General features: G+C 57.8%; 19 protein-coding genes, 1 tRNA gene and 1 pseudogene. 18 read left to right on the forward strand and 3 right to left on the reverse strand.

The window, feature by feature from the left end:
• Positions 1-28 precede the first annotated feature (28 nt).
• The 13 genes and pseudogenes from rplT (at position 29) to BX591_RS36675 (ending at position 12,352) form a co-directional block, all read left to right on the forward strand.
• Positions 29-388: a 50S ribosomal protein L20 gene (gene rplT / locus BX591_RS32910; RefSeq protein WP_006052502.1), complete on the forward strand. Its 360-nt coding sequence runs from the start codon at positions 29-31 to the stop codon at positions 386-388.
• A 157-nt stretch (positions 389-545) separates the two neighbouring features.
• Positions 546-1,559 (forward strand): phenylalanine--tRNA ligase subunit alpha, encoded by a 1,014-nt coding sequence (gene pheS / locus BX591_RS32915; protein ID WP_167444662.1) that lies wholly within the window; start codon positions 546-548, stop codon positions 1,557-1,559.
• 142 nt (positions 1,560-1,701) lie between these two features.
• A complete protein-coding gene (pheT, locus tag BX591_RS32920; protein ID WP_111935492.1) occupies positions 1,702-4,137 on the forward strand; it encodes a phenylalanine--tRNA ligase subunit beta in 2,436 nt (811 codons plus the stop codon).
• A 69-nt stretch (positions 4,138-4,206) separates the two neighbouring features.
• On the forward strand, positions 4,207-4,617 hold the full coding sequence (locus BX591_RS32925; RefSeq protein ID WP_111935493.1) for an integration host factor subunit alpha: 411 nt from the start codon (positions 4,207-4,209) through the stop codon (positions 4,615-4,617).
• Between the two features lie 46 nt (positions 4,618-4,663).
• A complete protein-coding gene (locus BX591_RS32930) occupies positions 4,664-5,080 on the forward strand; it encodes a MerR family transcriptional regulator (RefSeq protein ID WP_111935494.1) in 417 nt (138 codons plus the stop codon).
• Positions 5,081-5,143: 63 nt separating this feature from the next.
• A tRNA-Pro gene (locus tag BX591_RS32935) sits at positions 5,144-5,220 on the forward strand.
• Positions 5,221-5,350: 130 nt separating this feature from the next.
• Positions 5,351-6,727, forward strand: coding sequence for a DUF6538 domain-containing protein (locus BX591_RS37275; RefSeq protein ID WP_167444663.1), 1,377 nt, complete (start codon positions 5,351-5,353; stop codon positions 6,725-6,727).
• Positions 6,699-6,824, forward strand: a pseudogene (locus tag BX591_RS32945) (IS3 family transposase); the annotation flags it as partial. The gene BX591_RS37275 and the pseudogene BX591_RS32945, both read left to right, overlap by 29 nt.
• Positions 6,825-7,232: 408 nt before the next feature.
• Complete coding sequence (locus tag BX591_RS32955; RefSeq protein ID WP_111935497.1) at positions 7,233-8,066, forward strand: vWA domain-containing protein; 834 nt, start codon at positions 7,233-7,235, stop codon at positions 8,064-8,066.
• Between the two features lie 7 nt (positions 8,067-8,073).
• A complete protein-coding gene (locus BX591_RS32960) occupies positions 8,074-8,826 on the forward strand; it encodes a hypothetical protein (protein ID WP_111935498.1) in 753 nt (250 codons plus the stop codon).
• Positions 8,807-10,522 carry a protein kinase family protein gene (locus BX591_RS32965; RefSeq protein ID WP_111935499.1) on the forward strand — a complete coding sequence of 572 codons (1,716 nt, stop codon included), beginning with the start codon at positions 8,807-8,809 and terminating at the stop codon, positions 10,520-10,522. Before BX591_RS32960 ends, BX591_RS32965 begins: the two co-directional genes overlap by 20 nt.
• 208 nt (positions 10,523-10,730) lie before the next feature.
• Entirely contained in the window at positions 10,731-12,152 is a 1,422-nt protein-coding gene (locus BX591_RS32970; RefSeq protein ID WP_111935500.1) for a hypothetical protein, read from the forward strand.
• Between the two features lie 32 nt (positions 12,153-12,184).
• The gene (locus BX591_RS36675) at positions 12,185-12,352 is read left to right on the forward strand and encodes a hypothetical protein (RefSeq protein WP_167444664.1); all 168 of its coding nucleotides are present in this window, start codon (positions 12,185-12,187) and stop codon (positions 12,350-12,352) included.
• A gap of 155 nt (positions 12,353-12,507) precedes the next feature.
• Here the strand turns inward: BX591_RS36675 and BX591_RS36680 are convergent, their stop codons facing one another.
• From BX591_RS36680 to BX591_RS32980, 3 genes are all read right to left on the reverse strand, one after another.
• Positions 12,508-12,684: a hypothetical protein gene (locus tag BX591_RS36680; protein ID WP_167444665.1), complete on the reverse strand. Its 177-nt coding sequence runs from the start codon at positions 12,682-12,684 to the stop codon at positions 12,508-12,510.
• Positions 12,685-12,785: 101 nt separating this feature from the next.
• Positions 12,786-13,517 carry a hypothetical protein gene (locus tag BX591_RS32975; RefSeq protein WP_111935501.1) on the reverse strand — a complete coding sequence of 244 codons (732 nt, stop codon included), beginning with the start codon at positions 13,515-13,517 and terminating at the stop codon, positions 12,786-12,788.
• Between the two features lie 201 nt (positions 13,518-13,718).
• Positions 13,719-14,333 carry a hypothetical protein gene (locus tag BX591_RS32980; RefSeq protein ID WP_146749845.1) on the reverse strand — a complete coding sequence of 205 codons (615 nt, stop codon included), beginning with the start codon at positions 14,331-14,333 and terminating at the stop codon, positions 13,719-13,721.
• A gap of 628 nt (positions 14,334-14,961) precedes the next feature.
• Between BX591_RS32980 and BX591_RS32985 the strand changes: the two genes are divergently transcribed.
• The 5 genes from BX591_RS32985 (at position 14,962) to BX591_RS33005 (ending at position 21,269) form a co-directional block, all read left to right on the forward strand.
• Complete coding sequence (locus BX591_RS32985; RefSeq protein WP_146749846.1) at positions 14,962-15,471, forward strand: antirestriction protein ArdA; 510 nt, start codon at positions 14,962-14,964, stop codon at positions 15,469-15,471.
• A 225-nt stretch (positions 15,472-15,696) separates the two neighbouring features.
• Positions 15,697-18,780, forward strand: coding sequence for a TrlF family AAA-like ATPase (locus tag BX591_RS32990; RefSeq protein ID WP_111935504.1), 3,084 nt, complete (start codon positions 15,697-15,699; stop codon positions 18,778-18,780).
• The gene (locus BX591_RS32995) at positions 18,777-19,127 is read left to right on the forward strand and encodes an ankyrin repeat domain-containing protein (RefSeq protein WP_146749847.1); all 351 of its coding nucleotides are present in this window, start codon (positions 18,777-18,779) and stop codon (positions 19,125-19,127) included. The genes BX591_RS32990 and BX591_RS32995 overlap by 4 nt, the downstream gene beginning before the upstream one ends.
• A 335-nt stretch (positions 19,128-19,462) precedes the next feature.
• The gene (locus BX591_RS33000; protein ID WP_111935506.1) at positions 19,463-20,104 is read left to right on the forward strand and encodes a hypothetical protein; all 642 of its coding nucleotides are present in this window, start codon (positions 19,463-19,465) and stop codon (positions 20,102-20,104) included.
• Positions 20,105-20,543: 439 nt separating this feature from the next.
• Positions 20,544-21,269, forward strand: a complete 726-nt coding sequence (locus BX591_RS33005) for a hypothetical protein (RefSeq protein WP_111935507.1) — start codon at positions 20,544-20,546, stop codon at positions 21,267-21,269.
• The last annotated feature ends 167 nt before the right edge of the window (positions 21,270-21,436 follow it).

A 21,436-nucleotide genomic window follows, 5' to 3' on the forward strand; every position in this document is an offset into this window, starting at 1 on the left:
CCTTAACCGAAACTCATAGGAGCAAGATATGCCTCGAGTAAAACGTGGGGTTACCGCACGGGCCCGTCACAAGAAGATCATCAAGCTGGCCAAGGGTTACCGCGGCCGTCGCAATAACGTCTATCGCATCGCCAAGCAGGCGGTCATGCGCGCGGGCCAATACGCCTACCGCGATCGCCGCAACAAGAAGCGTGTGTTCCGTGCATTGTGGATCACGCGTATCAACGCGGCGGTGCGTCAGCACGACATGACGTACAGCGTGTTCATCAACGGCCTGAAGAAGGCTTCGATCGAACTCGACCGCAAGGTGCTGGCCGACATGGCTGTGTTCGACAAGGCTGCTTTTGCTGCGATCGTTCAGCAGGTGAAAGCCGCCGTTGCAGCCTGATTGCGCTTCTGGCAATTAACACTGCGTGGTTCGTTGTAGCGAACATCCGGTAGTCTCGGTGACGCTGCAGCAAAAACGGGGCTCCTCACCGAGCCCCGTTTTTGTTGGTAGAACCAGTTTGCTTCGATAGAACACTGACGTTGAAATGATGGGATCAATGGATCTGGACCAGATTGTCGCCGACGCGCAAAAAGCCTTCTCGGAAGCCTCCGACGTCACCACCCTCGAGAACGAGAAAGCGCGCTTTCTTGGCAAAGCGGGTGCGTTGACCGATCTATTGAAGGGCCTTGGCAAACTCGATCCCGAAACGCGCAAGACCGAAGGCGCACGGATCAACCTCGTCAAGCAACAAGTGGAAGCTGCGTTGACGGCCCGCCGTCAGGCATTGGCCGACGCGTTGCTGAATCAGCGCCTGGCCGCTGAAGCCATCGACGTCACGTTGCCCGGCCGTGGCACTGGCGCAGGCAGTCTGCACCCGGTGATGCGCACGTGGGAGCGCGTCGAACAGATATTCCGGTCGATTGGATTCGACGTGGCCGACGGCCCCGAAATCGAAACCGACTGGTACAACTTCACCTCGCTGAACAGCCCGGAAAACCATCCGGCGCGTTCCATGCAGGACACTTTCTACGTCGACGGCAAAGATGCCGACGGCCGTCAACTGCTGCTGCGCACTCATACCAGCCCGATGCAGGTGCGCTACGCGCGCACCAACACGCCGCCGATCAAGGTGATCGTGCCGGGCCGCACGTATCGCGTGGACAGCGACGCGACCCATTCGCCGATGTTCAACCAGGTCGAAGGCCTGTGGATCGACGAGAACATCAGCTTCGCCGACCTGAAGGGCGTCTATACCGACTTCCTGAAGAAATTCTTCGAGCGCGACGACATTCTCGTGCGCTTCCGTCCGTCGTATTTTCCGTTCACGGAACCGTCGGCTGAAATCGACATGCTGTTCGAAACCGGCAAGAACGCCGGCAAGTGGCTCGAAATTTCGGGCTCCGGCCAGGTGCATCCCACGGTGATTCGCAACATGGGTCTCGACCCGGAGCGCTACATCGGCTTTGCGTTCGGTAGTGGCCTCGAACGGCTCACCATGCTGCGCTACGGCGTGCAAGACCTGCGTCTGTTCTTCGAAAACGACCTGCGTTTCCTGCGTCAGTTCGCCTGAACCGCGCGGTCGAACGCGACAAGCATAGAGCGCGGATGGCATGCAAGGCGTGCCGTTCGCAGCGTCCCCGGCGGAGTCCAGCGCAGCACCAGGGCAGTATCGCCGGACGTGGACCTAACCTGATCAGAACGTACACAGAACCATGCAATTCCCGGAATCCTGGCTGAGAACCTTTGTCGATCCGCAACTGACGACCGACCAACTGTCGCACGCGTTGACAATGGCCGGTCTCGAAGTTGAAGACCTGCGGCCGGCCGCGCCGCCGACCTCGAAGATCGTTGTCGGTCAGGTGCTGGAAGTCGTCAAGCATCCGGACGCGGACAAGCTCAACGTGTGTCAGGTCGACGCCGGCACGGGCGCGACGCTGAATATCGTGTGCGGCGCGCCGAACGTGGCGCCGGGCATCAAGGTGCCGGTCGCGCTGGTGGGCGCGCAATTGCCGCCGGCCGAAGAGGGCGCCGCGCCATTCGCGATCAAGCTCTCGAAACTGCGCGGTGTGGAAAGCCAGGGCATGCTCTGCTCGGCACGCGAACTGAAGCTGTCGGAAGATCATAGCGGCCTGATGATCCTGCCGGAAGATACGCCGATCGGCCAGGATATCCGCGAAACGCTCAATCTCGACGACACGATTTTTGAAATCAAGCTGACGCCGAACAAGGCGGACTGCCTGTCGGTGTTCGGCGTGGCACGCGAAACGTCGGCGATCACCGGGGCATCGTTGCGCCCGCTCGAGATCAAACCCGCGCAAGTCACGCTCGACGAAACGCTGCCCGTCAAGATTTCGGCGCCGGATCTGTGCGGCCGCTTCTCGGGTCGTGTGATTCGCGGCGTCAATGCGCGCGCGAAGTCGCCGCAGTGGATGGTGCAGCGTCTCGAACGTTCGGGGCAGCGCAGCATCTCCGCGCTGGTCGATATCTCGAACTACGTGATGCTCGAACTGGGCCGTCCGTCGCACGTGTTCGATCTGGACAAGATCCACGGCGGCATGGACGTGCGTTGGGGCCGCCCCGGCGAAACGCTCAAGTTGCTGAACGGCAACACGGTCGAGCTCGACGACACCGTCGGCGTGATCGCGGACGAGCAACATATTGAAAGTCTCGCGGGCATCATGGGCGGCGACAGCACCGCTGTCACGCTCGACACCACGAACATCTATCTCGAAGCCGCATTCTGGTGGCCGGATAGCATTCGCGGCCGCTCGCGCAAGTACAACTTTTCGACCGATGCGGGCCATCGCTTCGAACGCGGTGTCGACTACGCGACCACGGTCGAGCATATCGAACGCATCACGCAACTGATCCTCGACATCTGCGGTGGCGCGGCCGGCCCGGTCGACGACCAGATCGTCAACGTGCCGAAGCGCGAGCCGGTGAAGATGCGTGTGTCGCGTGCGAACCGCATCATCGGTATCAGGATCGACGCGGATGAAATCGCGCAAATCTTCACGCGCCTCGGCCTCACGTTCGAGCGCAGCGATGACACGTTCTCGGTGATGCCGCCGTCGTACCGCTTCGACATTGAAATCGAAGAAGACCTGATCGAAGAAGTCGCACGTATCTACGGCTTCGAGAAGATCCCGGCGCGTCCGCCGGTTGCGACCAGCGAAATGCTCGCGACCAATGAAACCCAGCGTTCGATCCACGTGATCCGCCACGCCCTCGCCGCGCGCGATTACGCGGAAACGGTGAACTTCAGTTTCGTCGACGCCGAATGGGAACAGGATTTCGCGGGCAACGACAAACCGGTCCGCTTGCTCAATCCAATCGCGAGCCAGTTGTCGGTGATGCGCACCACGCTGTTCGGCAGCCTGATCCACGTGCTGCGTACGAATCTGAATCGCCGCGCCGCGGATCGTGTGCGCGTGTTCGAAGCGGGCCGCGTGTTTCTGCATGATCCGTCGATCAAAGCCGGCGAACTGACGGTGGAAGGTTTCGCGCAGCCGAAGATGATCGGCGCGCTCGCCTACGGCCCGTCGCTCGACGAGCAGTGGGGCGCGGCCACGCGCACGGTCGACTACTTCGACGTGAAGGGCGATCTCGAAGCATTGCTGGCGCCGGCGGTGGCAATTTTCGTGAAAGCGGAACATCCGGCGCTGCATCCGGGACGCAGCGCGCGTATTGAAGTGAATGGCCGCGCTGTCGGCTGGATTGGCGAATTGCATCCGCGCTGGATGCAGAAATATGATTTGCCGCATGCGCCGATTCTGTTTGAAATCGAATCGGAAGCATTAATGCAGCGCGTATTGCCCACTCCCGCGGAAGTGTCTAAATTCCCGCCGGTGCGGCGTGATATTGCGGTGGTCGTCGATCAGAAAATCGAGGTTCAGGCGCTGTTGGACGAGTTGCAGAAGGCGCAATCGGAGCCGGCTTGCAAGAGCGTTCAGAAGGTTGCGCTTTTCGACGAATTCCGTCCAAAATCAAACACTTCCGGCGGTCTGGCCGCTCATGAGAAAAGCCTTGCGTTCCGTGTGACCTTGCAAGATACTGGCGGAACCCTTCAGGATGAGACGGTCGATCTGGCCATTCAAACTCTGGTGGAACGTCTGGCTCGAGTATATGGCGCACGGTTGCGCGGATAACCCGCATTTAACAATTGCACGGCTGTTTCCGCATCCTTTGTTTTTTGCTTGGCGCGCCATTTGATAGATATGAATGAAATGAACTCGAGTGATTTCGAAGCCCTTCTTACGGCGCAACGCAGCGCCATGATTCGCGATATTCCGACATCATCCGCCGTCGTTTCCGCTGAAACGCCGACGCTCACCAAAGCTGAACTTGCCGAGTTGCTGTTCGACAATGTCGGGCTCAACAAGCGGGAAGCGAAAGACATGGTCGAAGCGTTCTTCGAGGTGATCCGCGATGCGCTGGAGAGTGGCGACAGCGTGAAGCTGTCGGGGTTCGGCAACTTCCAGTTGCGCGACAAGCCCCAGCGTCCCGGCAGAAATCCGAAGACCGGCGAGGCGATTCCGATCGCCGCGCGCCGGGTTGTGACGTTCCATGCAAGTCAAAAGCTGAAAGCGCTGGTTGAGAACGGCGCTGAAGCGAGCTTCGCGCGCTGATCGACTGGCGCGTTCCTGCGCAACCCACTACGACGGCTAACTGACGATGACAGCGACGATCGAAAAAGTCGTCTTGCCTCCGATTCCGGCGAAGCGCTACTTCACGATTGGTGAGGTCAGCGAACTATGCGGTGTGAAGCCGCATGTGTTGCGTTACTGGGAGCAGGAGTTCACGCAGTTGCGGCCGGTCAAGCGACGCGGCAACCGCCGGTACTATCAGCATCACGAGGTGCTGTTGATCAGACGGATTCGTGAGTTGCTCTATGAGCAGGGCTTCACGATCAACGGCGCGCGCAATCGTCTCGATTCGCATGGCGGTGGGGCGCACGGTGCGCCGGCCGAGGATCTTGAAGAAGCTGAAAGCGTCGCGGCTGCGCAAGCGCCGGCGGCACCCGCCGCTTCGGTGGATGTCGAGCAGTTGCGCCGGGAGTTGCTGCACGTCATCGATCTGCTGGGCCGCTAGTTCACTTTGTTCGTGCAGGGCGGTTCTAATCGAAAGAAGTGTCTGTTATAATTTTGCACTGTTCGGGGCGTAGCGCAGCCTGGTAGCGCACACGCCTGGGGGGCGTGTGGTCGGAGGTTCAAATCCTCTCGCCCCGACCAAGGATTAAGGCCCGGAAAGCCAGGCCAGTAAAGGGAATCCCAATACTGGCAAGACTTTCCGGGCTTTGTCTTTTCCGGCATCGTCAATCTACCTTGTCAATTCGCGTGTCAAAATACGTGGATGGATGACATGACGACACTGCCCCCCGGACTGGAACCGCATCCCCAAAGCGGTATCTATCAACTCCGTATCGGCATCCCCAAACACCTTCAGCACCTGTTCCCTCGAACGAGCGGCGGCAAGCTGGCGACCGATGCTTACAGAGCCAGCCTCAAGACCCGCAACCGCGCTGAAGCGATCACCATCGCACACCGGCTGATAGCCGAACACCGAGTCCGGTTTCAGGCGCTGGAGGACAGTACGCGCCCCGCACCATTCGTCCCGCTGTCAGAAGAGCTAGAGGCTTACATCGCCCAGGCGGTACAAAACCTGGTCTTGACACTGGATGAGCAAACCCGCGTCACCCCTCGACTGGTTAGCGCCTACAGGGGACACCTCCCCAATACCGATCAGGCTGCATGGGAACAAACGGGAGATTTTCTGACCCAAGAGCAGGCCGCAGCAGTGCAACGGTTTGACCAGGAACAGGCACAGGCTTGGAAAACAGCTTTAGCGCGGGGCGACTTTTCGTCCACCCGTGAGTACGTGGACTTCGTTTGTGACCCTCTGTCTATTCGTGTGGCATGGGACACGACCGAGGGACGCTTGGCACTTCAGCGCATCACACGAACGCTGGTTAGGGCCACGGAAGCCGTGGCGCAAAGAAGCCAAGGCGAACCCGTAGATACGCCGCCTGAGCCTGTCATCCCCAGGGGAGCCACTCCGGACGCCGAACCTGTAAAGAAGACTCGGGAAGCACTCAAGACCCTTCGGGACATGGTGCCATCTTGGCAGCAGTGGAACGGGTATGCCGAGACAGACAATCCCGTAAAGCGCACCGGGAAGGCACTAGCGTTATTCGAGGAAGCGTGCGGCACAGTGTCCTTGAGCGATCTGACGCGAGCGACCGGAGCGACCTTCGTCAAGTTCCTGTTGGACAGCAAGGCGCGGGGCTTCGGGGCCAAGACCGCTCACAATCACTACGCGTCCGTAAATGCTTTAGTGAACACGGCTGTAAAGGATGGCATCCTCGATCGCAACCAGTTCACGGTTTCATTCGACAAGACCAAGGGCGCGAAGAAACGAGAAGGCTGGACCGATAACGAACTAGAGATATTGTTCGGAGCTCTTCTGTTCTCCGGCCAAATGGAGCAGGTACACCATTGGGATAACGTAACACCCGAAGATGGCCGAGCGGCCCTGTTGCTGCTTCTGCATACCGGAGCCCGCATAGGCGAAATAGCACAGCTACGCCGGGAGGACTTCCAGACCCGCCACGGCATCAAGACCATTCGCATCACCGCTGAGGCCGGGACTGTCAAGACCGACGAATCGGAGCGTATCGTCGCACTGGCTTCTCACCTGCTGGCAGACGGACCTGTTCGAATACATCGAAGTGTTTTATAACCGCAGTCGTCGTCATTCGTCGCTCGGCTTTTTATCGCCGGTTCAGTTCCTGCAAGACTGGATCAAAGCTCAGCAGACCAAGGATGCGGCCGCGTAACCCGAGGCCTCTGGAAGGCGAAAAACCGAGGGAACCTCAAACGTCGCACGACCTTCTCCGAGATGAAGACCTGCTGCCTGCTCAATGCAGCGCGGATTCGACGATATTCTTGAAAATCCTTACGGTATTGGTCCGTGTTGTCAATAACGACAATCGCGCCCTTATGCTGAGAATGCAGTCGCTTTACGAGTTTCGCGCAAACGTACTTAACGTCTTTTTTCCAAGAAGTCACGAGACCATTGAGGATCCGATTGAACTCTAGAGTCGAGGGATCGAAGCCGAAGGCAGGCGCGGGATCTGCATTGACTATTCAATTTGCATAAATCGAGAAGCGCAAATTGAACTAACGGCGGTTTGAGCTCGACCCATCGCGCTGATATGATTCAGCGACCATTTCGGAGACCAACGATGGCATACGAAGCACAAATCAGTCGCAATGGCCCCACCGCGTTTTTGTTTGTTGTTGACCAATCTGGCTCAATGTCGGACAAAATGTCATCCGGCAAGAGCAAGGCGGAGTTTGTAGCCGACGCGCTCAATCGCACGCTGATGAATTTGGTGACGCGCTGCACCAAGTCTGAAGGGGTTCGAGACTACTTTGACGTCGGCGTCATTGGATACAACGGCAACGGCGTGTCAAACGGATTGTCCGGCGCGCTGGGATCGCAAATCCTGCATCCCATCTCGGCGTTCGAGCAAAATCCGTCGAGAATCGAAGATCGCAAGCGCAAGCAGGATGACGGAGCGGGCGGCATCGCTGAAACGACGATCAAGTTTCCCATTTGGTTCGATCCGGTCGCTACGGGCGGGACGCCGATGCGCGCGGCGCTGACCCGAGCCGCCGAGGAACTCATCGCGTGGTGCGACGCTCATCCCGACAGCTACCCGCCGACGATCCTTCACGTGACCGACGGCGAATCCACGGACGGCGACCCCGAAGAGCTTGCCAGCCATGTTCGGCAGATCCGCACGAACGACGGTGAAGTGCTTCTGTTCAATCTCCACGCGAGCACGCTGGGACACAACCCGATCAGCTTTCCGTCGGCCGAGTCCGGCTTGCCGGACACCTTTGCGAAGTTGCTGTTTCGGATGTCGAGCCCGCTGCCCGACCACCTGATTCGTTTCGCGCAAAACGACGGTGCCGCGGTCGCCATGGAGGCGCGAGGATTCACGTTCAATGCCGAGGCGGCGGAGATCGTCCAGTTCTTCGACATTGGAACGCGCGCTGCGCAATTGCGTTGATCCCACAATGAGACAGGAGTTCGCCGGCAGCGTCCCGAAGGAGCCCGGCAGCCCGGAAGCCAACGAAGACGCGCTCGCGATCCCGGATGGCTCGAACCGCTTCGCGCTGTCGGACGGCGCGAGCGACTCGTTCGATTCGAAGTTGTGGGCCAAACTGTTGGCGAATCGCTTTGTCGATGACCCCGGCGTGAGTCCGGCGTGGGTCGCTTGCGCCCTCGCGGGCTACGAGGCGGCGCACGATATTTCGTCGATGAGCTGGTCGAAGCAGGCAGCCTTCGAGCGCGGCAGCTTCGCCACGCTGCTGGGTGGCGAGTATCTTGCTGACCATCACGCCGTGGAGCTGCTGGCCGTCGGCGACAGCGTCGCTCTGTTGATTGACGACGAGCAATTGGTTAGCGCCTGGCCGTTCGACGATCCCGATCGATTCCAGGAGCGCCCGTCGTTGCTGTCGACCATCCGACGCCACAACGGCTTTCTTGACGCGGGCGACTTCTGGACCCGGCATGGCACGACGCTCCACCTCAACAAATTGAACGTTCCTCGGCTTTTGTGCATGACGGACGCATTGGGCGAGTGGGCGCTTCGCTCGGCGCGCGACAACGGCGACGGGCTTCGCGAGCTGGCGTCGTTGCGAAGCGAGGAGCAATTGGCGGAATTGGTTTTGAGAGAGCGCGCGGCAAAACGCATGCGGGTCGACGACTCGACGCTGCTCGTTCTCTCGTTTGAACGTGAAGCGCGCGATGGCCTATCCATCTCTTGAGCAATACAACAACGCCTTCAACAACCACTCGTTGTGGCTGGCCGACCCCGAGCTCAAAGCGGGAAGGGTTGGGACGACCGGCATGGGGCTGCCCCTCGCCATCAGCGGCGGTTTCGCGCTGACCTACACCATCACGGCGGGGACCAAAAAATACGCTGTGCGCTGTTTTCATCGAGAGTCGAAGGCGTTGGAACGGCGATATACGGCCATCTCCAAGCGTCTGGCGACTCTGCGCTCGCCGTATTTTCTCGATTTTCAGTTCCAGCAAAAGGGAATCCGCGTTGAGGGCGGCGAGTATCCGATCGTCAAAATGGCCTGGGCGAAAGGCGCGACGCTCGGCGAGTTTCTCGAGGACAATCACGGTTCCCCGCAAGCCCTCGGGGCACTGGCGTCTTCGCTCGAATCGTTGTCCGTGTTTCTCGAGAAGGAACGCATCGCTCACGGAGACATCCAGACGGGCAACTTGATGGTGTCCAGCGGTGGCGCGGGCGTCCAGCTGATCGACTACGACGGCATGTGGATTGACGAGATCAAAGATCTCGGCAGCGCGGAACTCGGGCACGTCAATTTCCAACACCCCGGCCGCAAAGACGCCAACCCATTCGACTCTACGCTCGATCGCTTCTCGCTGATTTCACTGTGGCTATCGATCGAGGCCTTGCGAACCGATCCCTCGATTTGGGGAAAGACGAACTCTGAAATCGACGCAATCGTATTTCGTGCGAGCGATTTCATCGATCCCAGTTCGTCGCCGGGGTTTGCGCTTATCGCCTCAAAGGTGGAGTTGGCGCAAAAGGCCAAGGCGTTCGCTGCGATCTGCGCCTCGCCGATGCAGAAGGCCCCGACGTTGGCCGACTTCATCGCGGGCAGAAACATGCCGTCGCCCCCGGCGAGCGTTGTGCTCACGGGCAAGATCGTCGAAGGTAAGCCGAGGCCTGGATACATCGGGGCGTATGAAGTTCTCTCCGCGACCGAATACGAGGCTTGCTTGCTCCGCGTGGGCAACAAGGTCGAGGTGATCGGGAAGATCGTCGAAGTGAAGAACGATGTGGCGATTAATCGCAAACCCTACATCTTCGTGAATTTCGGACCGTGGCGTGGGCGCATTTTCAAGATCGCAATATGGAGCGATGGCCTCGACGCTTTGCGCACAAAGCCGGACGATTCTTGGGTTGGAAAGTGGGTTAGCGTCGTCGGCTTGATGGAGCCGCCGTTTGAGAACAAAAGACTCCGCTACACGCATCTCTCAATCAACGTCACCGCGGTTGGTCAAATGACGCTCCTTACGGAAGCCGATGCTCGTTGGCGCCTCGCTGGGCCGACAGCCAATGCACCGGCTTCGCGCGACATCGCTGCCAATCGCGCGATCCTTGGCAAAGTCCAAGACAGCTCGCGCCCGAATGACGCCATGCGGGCGGCGCGGCCTTCGCCGCCACCACCATCCCGACCGACACCGCCGCCCCGGCCCGCTTCGCCACCGCCGGCGCGCGTTTCGCCCAATCAGAGCGTGCTGAACGCCATCCGCGCGTCGTCAGTTCCCCGTCCCCAGACGCGTCCGGCGCAGCAGCCCACGCAACCCAGCTCGCGACCGAAGGAGATGATCAGTTCGACCGGCGGCAGATCCATTGGCTCCGCGCCGCGCCCGCCGCAACGCGGACTGCTGCACAGATTGTTTGCTTGGCTGTTTCGTTGGTGAAGGCCGCATTGCGGCAAGTTTCGCCGCGAGATGATGGTGATGAGCTGAGAGAGTGCATCTGATCGGCTGGTCGCGCGCGTCACCATGGGCATCGAGCAGCGATGGTCCTGACGGTTCATGGTGGAGGCCGGCGCACGGGCTGGTGCCACCGGAAGCCGCCACGACATCGCGATCGAATCACTCGGCTTAAATATCGGAGAAAAAACCTGTGGCGACATTCGAAGAGCGATACCCCGGGGAGGGGGCACTCTGGATACCGGAGGTAGGGTTCCTTCTTCAAATCAAAGCGGATCGTTTGGATGAGCTTGAAGCGGATATTCACGTTAATGAGATATGCAGCCAGGGCGTGCAACAAATCCCGGTGGCACTCCGCCGGAAATGGATGCTCTGTTTTATCTGCACCGATGGACGTTCGGTGACGCACGTAGCTAGAAGCGTTATTTATTACGCAGCGGAATCGGGGCGTGACAAATTGGAGATTTGGAAGCTTAAACGGCTCCGGGCTGCCGTTCGTATTTCTTCAATTAAAAAGGGATTGGAAGGAGCGCAAGCATGGCGCGCCAGCAGGGCGCTTGATGCCGGTGGTACTCTGTCGCCGAAGGCGTTCGAGCTGGTGATGGATGCTTTGAAACGTATAGACGCATCGGCGCACAGAGTCGCGAGCGGGCTCATAAGCCGCAAGCGCCCATCGCCAGAGTTGGGCCGTACCAATGCGCGAATGAACTGGGCATACCAGCGCGACGCCGCCGTGACAGCGTTGAAGATAGCCGGGATATCCGAGGAGCGATTGAAGGCCGCGCCGCAACTCAATGGGGCAGAGATGACCGACACCACGTCGATCTTTGATGACGAGGGCGATATGCGCGCGATCGAGGACATCCTGATTTTGCGGGATCTCGACGAGGGCGATCCGGACTGGAAATTTGTCAAATCTCAGCAATACCCCGCCCGCACATTTGAGAATGGCGCAACCAAGCTGACGATCGTGTTGGCGAACAAGCTGGACCTGGAAAGGCAGCTCGGGGTCGACCTTATCTACGTCAATGAAACGCTCGGAGCAGTGGTTTTCGTCCAATACAAGATGTTCGAAGGCGACGATGGCGAAAAGGGCTACCGCCCTGACCCCCAACTCGATAGAGAAATCGCGCGAATGGATGCTGCTGCTGCCGCTTTGGCGAAGGTCGCCGAAGATACGACGTGCGACGGTTACCGGTTTTGTCCCGATCCGTTTTTCTTCAAATTTTGCACTCGACTTCTGACGCACGAAAAGACGGGTCATGTGCCTGGCGCTTACGTGACACTCGATTATTGGAAGCGGCTGGCCCTTGACCCTCGGATTAAGGGGGAGCGGGACGGAAAAATACTTTATCCAGAGACCTTGGGTCGCCGCTACATCACACCGAGCGCCTTCACGGACTTGGTGGCCCGCGGCTGGATTGGGACATCCGCGCTGCAAGCAAAAGTCTTGGTGCCCTTTATCAAAGACGCGATGAAAGGGAAAAAGGGCATCGTGCTGGCCGTCGAATCGAAAATTCCACCTGATCCAACTGATGTTGATTCGGGCCGTCGGACTCGCAAACCTCCGAAACCCCGCTATCCAGGTAAGCGAGCCAAAGTCATTCAGATCTGACAAGTCGAAAGGCTTCATCGTGTCGCCATGCGATGCTCTGGCCACCTAGGTGGTGCGGCGATGTCGCGGAAGGTGTCGGCGACGAGAAGGGTGTGGAGCTGTATCGCCAGCACACGTTGTCGCAGATCTATGCGGCACATGCGGTGCCGAACACGCAACCCACGCCGTCGGATGAAGCGCTGATTGCGTTCGCAAAATAGGCTGACGACGCGACGGAAAGTCTCGAATACGCGAAAAATATCGTGATGCCGCTCACGAGACGAACACGAACGTGCACGCGAAATTTCTTCAGCCCCGATTAACTGAGACGCCAAGGGCGCGTCAGCGCCCCTGGCGCCGAAGGAACCGCTGTCTCCTATTCATCGTCGAGCATGGCGAAAAAACCATCGTGGCGGTCGAGCCAGGTCGGCTGGCCACCGTTTTCTTCGATCAGCGCGATCTCCTCGTCGGTGAGATCGAGTTCGAGTTTATCGCCCATTTCGTGGAACTCGTCTTCGGTCTCGTAAAACTGCTGGACTTTCAGGTTCGGCATGGCGGTCTCTCCACTTCGGGATTCTCCATCATATCCTGGTCTTGTAAGGATCGCGTTCCCCTGCGGGGCCGGCTGTATAAGGATCGGTCTTCCGTGGACTGTTATGCCTCGCGCTTGTGCCTCTCGTCGTAGCGCTCTCGCAGCGAATTGGTGATTTGCAGGAGCTCGTCGAAGTCGTCAAAAGCGACGTCCCGAAGCTTTCGGACGAAGGCTTCATACGACTCTATGATCGGATTTGGATCTTGCTTGAGATCCGAAAACCATGATTCCCTTCGTATAAGCATCTGTTCTTCGAACCCGCCATGAACATAGCCAGAAAGATCTCCATAGGTGTCTGCGACGTCAGGGATTCTTTCTTCTAACGACTCAACGAAAGTCATGACATTGAATCCATTCCCCTTGAAAATACCGCCCGATGAATTCTTGCTCGGTCGGTATTTCGCCATCAAACGTTCGACGCCCGTCCTTAGCGCTTCGAGGGACATCACCTTCGACTTGTATTGACGCCATAGTCGCATGCCCTTGTGAAGCCTGCCGGCGACCTCAATGTAGGCTCTAACCGAAAGAGCATATGCATACTCGTTCCGAAATTCCTTTTCCACAAACAATGCGCTCTCTATTCGAACAATCGGAACGAGGCCGGCGAAGTAAGCGCTGCCCGTGAGGTAAATGATCGTTTGCGAAAGCAGATCATCAACGACCATTTCGTTTGCGTAGAGTCGGACCTTGTTCAGCTCATTCCCAATCGCGTTTAGTCGTTTTTGATTTTCGGAATTCCACATTCCGTCATAGAAAAGTATCGCGACGTCAATTTCTGGTGTCGAACTCGTCATTGGCTACTCCGTCATGGACTAGTGCCGTTCGAAGACATGTTGTGAACCCGATATCGCCCGGGTGCTTGTGGTTGTGCTGCGCGATGCGTCGAGAAAGCGATCGCGATGGCGTGCAGCGAAGGTGATGCATTTTCGACAAGGGCTGTCCGCAACCCGCCAGCGAGGAGCCGGCGGGAATTGTCGCGTGGGCCAGGGGCGCTCCTACGTCGCGAGCTCACCGTCGTCGTCATAGTCGTCAGCGTCATACCAACTCTCGTCAAGGCTGGCGTCAACCTCGTGAAACCTTTTAGTCACGCCGATGCGCCTGGAAACCTCGAACGATGCGCGCACGGTTACGTAGATGCGGTCGCCGCTGAAAGGCCGCTCAGGGTCTTGGTCCATGTCCACTTCGCCTTCACCGGTGACTTGCCAGCGTCCGCCTTCGGCCTTGAGGAGGTCGGGGCGAGAGGTGAAATCCTCAATCGTTGACCCCGACATATCAGCGTTGGTGTTCGCGGCTTCCGATGCGACCTCGTTCGACTCGAACGCCGCCTGTTCCATGAACTGGCGAAGATAGTCGTCGCAGAAATTGTCGAAAGACTGGTGGACGCTTGGGCCGGGCTTTGGCCCTGCATTGGTCATTAAGACGCCAAGCCCCCCGACGAGAAGTTCGGCATGAGTTGAAGACAACCCCAAGCCCGTAGCACGAGAGCGAGCGAGCTCTGGTTGCAGAATCACGTGCTCGACATCCAACAGCCTCGCCGCGTCAGATGCGTTCTGCTCGGCGAGAAAGGCGGCGTAGGTGTGGCATCCCAGCATGGCAGCAAGAATCTCCATGACGTGGGTCCGTTTGACGTGGACGACGGGGGCGAATTGAGACTGCGCTTGGTGCGCAATAGACGACAAATCAAACATTTTGCTATTCCAATATCCGCGTGGGGGCGATGAGCGATTGGCCGCATTCACGCAGTCGGATAGCCGAATGATTTGTGAAATGGTCAACAACCAACATAAGCTTGCCGTTTTTGAGCCGCTCACAACTCAGGCTGGCGCCGGTTTGCCCAGTATAGCGACACGTATCGAGCCGCACAACGGCTAAATTCACAGCCGCCCAGCGTCGGGCTAACGACCCGCCGACGTCAACGAGCGGCGTCCGCCGCGCCCGTCCCCGCGCTGCGCTGAGGCCGTTCACGTCGGCCGCTTAAGGCCCGTCGCCGCAAGCCGCCGCGAACCCATTCAGAAGCCGCCACGCGCGGCTTTTTTTCATGCCCACGTCAGGCCTCTCAGCGATTGCGAAGAGACCTGACGTGGGCATCAACGAACAAAGCCGGCAAAGAGCCAGCTTTTGCGTTTCTTCCCGCGGCGACAGCCCACCACCCCCGCCTCCTCCCGCGGGGAGGAGGAGCGAAGAGGTTTCCCGGCCGAGAGCATCGCTCTCAACACCAAACCGAACCAGGAACCCAACATGAACGCCTACTTTGCATGCCCCTGCAACCTTGACGCTGTCGGTTTCTATTTCCATTCACTCGAAGAATATTCGCAACGAACTGAGGCCTGCACGGATTCTCTCGGCGGTCGCGTCGAGGAATTCGAAATCCAATTCATTGACGGTGGCGCGGTGGACGCAGAGCTCTTTGGGGCACTGGACGTAAGCCAGGCAAGCCTATCGCTGTGGTTCGATTGCGTTGAGGTTCTTTCCGCCGAAGCGAAGGCCGCGGCGTTTTATCTCGTGTCTCAGTGCGGCCAGACGGTTCAGGACTTGCTTGGCAACCTGGAAGAGGTCGTTCTTCGCGAGGGAGATATGATCGACGCTGCGGCCGAGCTGTTTGACGAGTTCTACCCCGAGCTGCCCCAAGTCGCCCGCATCTATATCGACATGGAGGCCTATGCGCGAGACCTGCGGCTCAATGGGGCCCTCGACGAGTTCGAGGTCGCCGGCAAGACCTATACGGTATTGAACTCAAACGAACTTTGATGCGATGGCGATCCTCGCCTAGAGTCGAGGACGCAGCCATGGCGCTTCCCGAAAAATATCACCACGCTGCGTTTTCAGTGGCTGACTTCTCCCACTGCGCATAGTCCCGCGGTTCAGACCTACCGTCCGCGCGAATCAGAAGATATAGTTTCAGCGTTCCGAGTCGCGGCGCACATGCCGCGGTCATGAGAGAGCGCGACAACAAGTCAATAGCGCGGAGGCCGTATGCAAAATGAAAAAATCGGGTCGACGTGGAGGAAGTGGGATTTACACGTCCACACGCCCGCATCCATCGTTCACCACTACCCAGGCGGCCAAGACGCCGCGTGGGAGGCGTTCATCTCTGACCTCGAGGCTTTGCCACCCGAATTCAAGGTGATCGGCATCAACGACTATGTGTTTGTCGACGGCTACGAACGCGTCTTGCGGGCGAAGCGGGAGCAGGGTCGGCTTCAGAATCTGGATTTGATTCTTCCCGTTGTGGAGCTGCGGCTCGACAAATTCGGCGGCATTGTTCAAAAGACGAAAGACGGATTTTCAGAATCAAATTGGAGCCGGATAAACCTGCACGTCATTTTCGACGAAGTCGAGCCCGCTCTGATCCGTGATCAGTTCCTAAGCGCGATCACGCGGCACTACAAGCTGATGCCGGAGGCGCGCGACCATGAGGCACGATGGGGCGGTGTGATCACGCGCGAGAATCTCCGCGCGCTCGGCGAAGCCATCATTGCCGCGGCGCCCGACGATCAGAAGTCTAGCTATGGCGACCCGCTGACGGAGGGATTCAATTCGTTGAACGTCAGCATGGAGAGCGTCAAGGAGGCGCTCGACACGCCGTTCTTCGAGCGTCGCCATTTGCTCGCCATCGGAAAAACCGAATGGGACAGCTTGCGGTGGAGCGACCACACGATCGCCGACAAGAGAAGCGTCATCAACGAGGCGAATCTCGTCTTCACCGCGGCGGAGAGTCCGGCGGCCTATGAAAGGGCGCGCAAAAGCTTGACTGTCGCGAACGTGACGGACTTGCTTCTGGACTGCTCGGACGCTCATTGGTTGAGCGGGGAGAAGGACAAGGACCGCATCGGTAACTGCTTCACGTGGATCAAAGCCGACGCGACGTTCGCGGGCCTGGTCCAGGCAATACGGGAGTTTTCGAACCGCGTCTACATCGGCGACAATCCGCCGAAGCGGCAATTGGTCGAGCGCCATAGGACGAAATACGTTTCGTCCATTCGCGTGAAAAAGAAGCCCGGCTCGTCGTTGCGAGATCCATGGTTCGATGTGGACATGCCCCTCAACAGCGACCTGGTGGCGATCATCGGCAACAAGGGGAGCGGCAAAAGCGCATTGTCCGACATCATTGCGTTGGCGGGCGACACGAAGAATAGGGCTGGTTTTTCGTTCTTGAACGACCAGCGCTTTCGAAACCCGAAGGGCAAGCCGGCGCAACATTTCACGGCGTCGATTTTCTGGCGAGACGGCACGGAGTCGACGAGACAGCTTGACGAGAACCCTTCGCCAACCAGTGTCGAGCGAATCAAGTATCTGCCGCAGCTGTATCTCGAAACGCTGTGCAATGAGCTCGGCGAGGGCGGCTCCTCTACGTTCGACAGCGAGCTGCGGAAGATCATTTTCTCGCATGTTCCCGAAGAGGACCGACTTGACCAGCCCTCGATGGACGCCTTGATTGATTTCAAAGTCGCAGAAATCAATGCCGCGAGGCAAGCCATCATCAAAGAGATCTCGAGGATCAACGCCGACATTTTCGCCACCGAGGAGCGGATGTCGGCTGAGTTCCGCACGGGGTTGGAAAAGCAACTTGAGACGAAGCGCTCCGAACTGGTGGCGCTTGACGCCGGCAAACCCGTCGAGGTAGCGGACCCGGGCGCCTCCCCGGAAGCGCAGCGCGAATCGCAGCAAGCGGCGGATTTGATCCAGCAGCTCGAAGCGCAAGCGGCTGCCGTCGACAAGGAGGAGGCGGTGCTTCGCGATCGCAAGGGGGCGGCTGTCAAGCGGCAGGCGTTGGCGAAGCGAATCTCGCAGGCGATTGACAACCACAAGAAAGCCCACGACCAGTTTCTGCAAGAGCTGGCGCCTTTGCTGGGCGAATTGGGCGCGGAAATCCGCCCCGATCAGCTTGTCTCATTGCGAATCGACCTGGCTCCGGTCAATGAGGTTGGCGCGGCTGCTGCCAATGAGATTATCAGTGTTGACAGTGTGCTTCTGAGCGAAGAGCCGGACGGCCTCGTTAAGCGACGAGAGACCGTCCTGGCGTCCATCGAGGCGACGAAGGCGAAACTCGGCGAGAGGCAGCGCCTGTTCATCCAATACAAGGAAGCGCTCGCAGCGTGGGAAAAGGCGAAGAACGAACTGATCGGCGGGAAGGACAAAGCAAACAGCATTGGCTGGCTGGAAGCGGAGATCGAGGGGCTCGCTGGGCTGCCGAGGCGGCTTGCAGATTTGCGCGCCGGCCGGGTCGAGAGGACCAGGCAGGTTCATGCGCTGATCGTGGAGGCCGTCAACGAATACCGTCGGCTCTACGAGCCGGTTCAGTCCTTCGTCCAATCCGCGCAGCAGATGGACATGCCTCTCCCTCTCGACTTCCAGGTTCGGATCGACGAATCGGGGTTTCAGGAGCACTTCTTCGCTCGCATCAATCGTCAGGCGCGAGGCTCGTTTTATGGGGTCGAGGACAGCGAACAACGAATGCGGGATCTTCTGAACGAAGCGGGCTTCTCGACGGCGGACGAGACGATCGCCTTTGCGGAAAAGGTTGACGATTTGCTACGTCACGATCGCAGAGACGACGCGGGGCGGTCGACACGATTGGCGGACCAGGTTCGGCGCAGTGTTGAGCCGAGAGAGGTGCTCGACTATGTCTACGGACTCGGTTATCTGTCGCCGCGATATTCGCTGACATACGCGCAGCAGGAAATCGGCCAATTGTCGCCGGGCGAGCGTGGTCTCTTACTCCTCGTCTTCTACCTGCTCGTGGACAAGGACGACATCCCCATCGTCATCGACCAACCCGAGGAGAATCTCGACAACCAGACGATCTACAAGATCTTGGTTAAGTGTATCAAAGCCGCTAAGGAGCGCCGCCAGGTCATCATCGTCACCCACAACCCCAATCTGGCTGTCGTGTGTGACGCGGAGCAGATCATTTACGCGGAGTGCAACAAGACTGAGCACAGTTTCACCTACGAAGCCGGCGGCATTGAGAACCCGAAGATGCTCGAAAAGGTTATCCATATTCTCGAAGGGACGAAGCCGGCGTTTAAGAATCGCAGCGACAAATACGCGCTTTGAGCGGCGGTTATTGGGTCTGGCGGCGACTCGTTGTGCTGAGGGCGCCGACTGCCCATGGAAGCAAGGCACTTCGGGCGCTTTTGCCGCACGCAAAACGCGAACAGCGGGACAGAGACGGCTTCAACACGTTGATGCACGCCGTCCAGAACCGCAACGAAGAGGCTTTGGCTCTGCTTCTTCGCGACGCATCAGAAAAGGAGATCAACGCGAGAAAGGCGGGTGGGAAAAGTGCGAGAGAATTGGCCGAAGAGGTTCAGAAGCAGGGCTTTGGGTTTGGCGTGCCGGGTGTATCTGAACGGCCATTCACACCCCATGACCTGATCGACGCGCGATGGGAAGTCATTTAAATCAGCAAGGCGGCCGATGCGGCACGGACGAAAATCGGTTCGCCCTCGATGCGTGAGGGACGCGGCCCCCCGCCGGATCTGATTGGCGACGTTCTGATGATCGTTTCGTATATTTTCGCACTATCAGCGTCGTCGTTGAGTTATACACCTGACGCACCTTTGCCAGGTGAAAAACCATCGGGTGCGTCGGCCGGAAAAACGCTGTCGCGATCGCGTCGTGGCTGCGAGCAAGAACGCGCGATAATGCGTTCACGCTGCGCGTGTTTGTTCACGAAATTCGCCAGCGCATCACGCCATGCTTGACGGCTTTTCAAAAACGAAGAGAGGAGGGTCGGATGTCAACGGATGATCTGGGTGGCGGCAATCGAAGCCCTTATCTACCAAAGTTTGAAACCGCGGAGGAGGCCCGGAAGCATATAGAGGACGGAGGGGTTGCTTGGGTAGAGAGCCGCATCGAGGATTCGTTCGCTGAACGGCTGGGCTGCATGAAAGAAAAGATCGTTCGACTTGAGAGCCTGCGCAACGTCGATCCATTTCTAAGCAACGTGCTCGTCGAGTCGATTCTCGTCGATTGCAGAGCTCTGTTTTTGGAGCGCAAGAAGAAGGATCCAGCGGAAGACACAAATTCAACCTTGCAGAATGTCTACAGAGCTCGCGGAGAGGAGGAAAAAGCCAAGAAAATTGATGACGTTTTTGAAAGAAAAATTCTTGACGTAAGCTTGAAGACAATAATCAAAGGATGGGTGGACAAGAGAATCGTCCACGTGGATTTCCTGAAAAGGCCGGAAGAGGACGAGCTCTTTTCAAGAGCCTCAACGTTCATTTTTTCCGAAGGCGATAGTGGGATGTTGCCGGTTCTGCGAGCCATCGTCGATGAATATGAGGCGTTCACAGGAAAGCACGGCCCCAACATGAGAGCGGCTATTGATCGAGTTTTTGAATTGCTGACAGGCAATCCAAACGACGAAGCGGCCTAGTACAACATCCCGCAATTAGCTTTAGTAATTAAGCTCCAGATTTTGGAGGATCACAAAGCCAGTATTGGTCATCGGCTGCACACACGATCACATGGTGCCGGTCGCGCACGCCCGCCAACTCTCGGCGCTCATTCCCGATGCCAGATACGCTGAGATGGAGACTGGACACCTTGCGGCGCTTGAGCAACCCGCTAGTTTTGTCGCACTCGTTTTGGACTTCCTGCAATTTGAGATCGATACCGGCTCAAGACCACCATCGCCTCTACGCCGATACGGTTTGCATGTCAGATACTTCCAATGTCGGACCAAATATGATCTAATTTACGCGGGCCTGTCAGTCTAATTTGGCAAGACTTCCCGCAAGGGAGATCCCGGTTCGATTCCGGGTGGGCAAAGGGCACTTCTATTGAGTGTCCTTTGCCCACCTTGAGAGCGTCTAATGGATGAACATCAACGGGTTTCCGTGTTCGAAGCCCAAACGACCAATGTACGAGAACTTGAGCGGGCTTGGAAACATATCAATCGCCAAATCAATTCGCTCATTCTCCAGAAAAATGATAAATCAGTTGAGGTGATGACCAAGGCGCTTGCACTAATTTACTGTGCGCTCGCTGAATCGCTTTTTTCAAAGCTTATACATACGCCGCATGGCCTATCGATCGATGAGGTTGAGCAAGTAAAACGTGCCTCCAACGCTGATGGAGTTAGGTCGGGTTGGGTGAAGTGTGCTGAACTTGCGCTCAAGCGCGTTGAAGGCGCAAAAAGCAATCACGGTGCAAATGTTGCTCAAAAACTTCGCATGATGATCGAGCAATATATCTTTGATCCTAGTATTTTGAGAAATAAGCTGGCGCATGGCCAGTGGTGCGTGGCATTAAATCGAGAAAATACCGCGATAAACCAAGATATCACTAACGAAATCGAATCGCACACCGTCGTCGAACTTTACCGACGAAAACACGCACTCGAGAAGCTGGCGGCGATTCTCGAAGACATTATTGAGTCACCGAATAAGGCTCACCATAGAGATTATTGGATTCATCTAACCGAATTCGAAGAAAAGCAAAACGAGCTGGCTAATTGGACGTTTGAGAAAAAAGTGGAACAGATTTTTGAAAAGAAATCCCGTATGAGGCGCGACGATAATTGTAGTTGCCCCCGGTAACTCAGAAAACATCGATGACCGTTGTTTCTCAGCAGCACTCAGTCCTGGCCGATCACGACGAATGACTGCGAAGGGTGTGCGCCGTGAAAAGGTGGCGCTTTCCAGCGGGTGCAAGCCCCGCCCGGCAAATGCTCCAGCCGGAAGCAACCGGAGCAGCTATGGAGGCA

It is taken from the genome of Paraburkholderia bryophila, assembly GCF_003269035.1.
Taxonomy (GTDB): Bacteria; Pseudomonadota; Gammaproteobacteria; order Burkholderiales; family Burkholderiaceae; genus Paraburkholderia; species Paraburkholderia bryophila.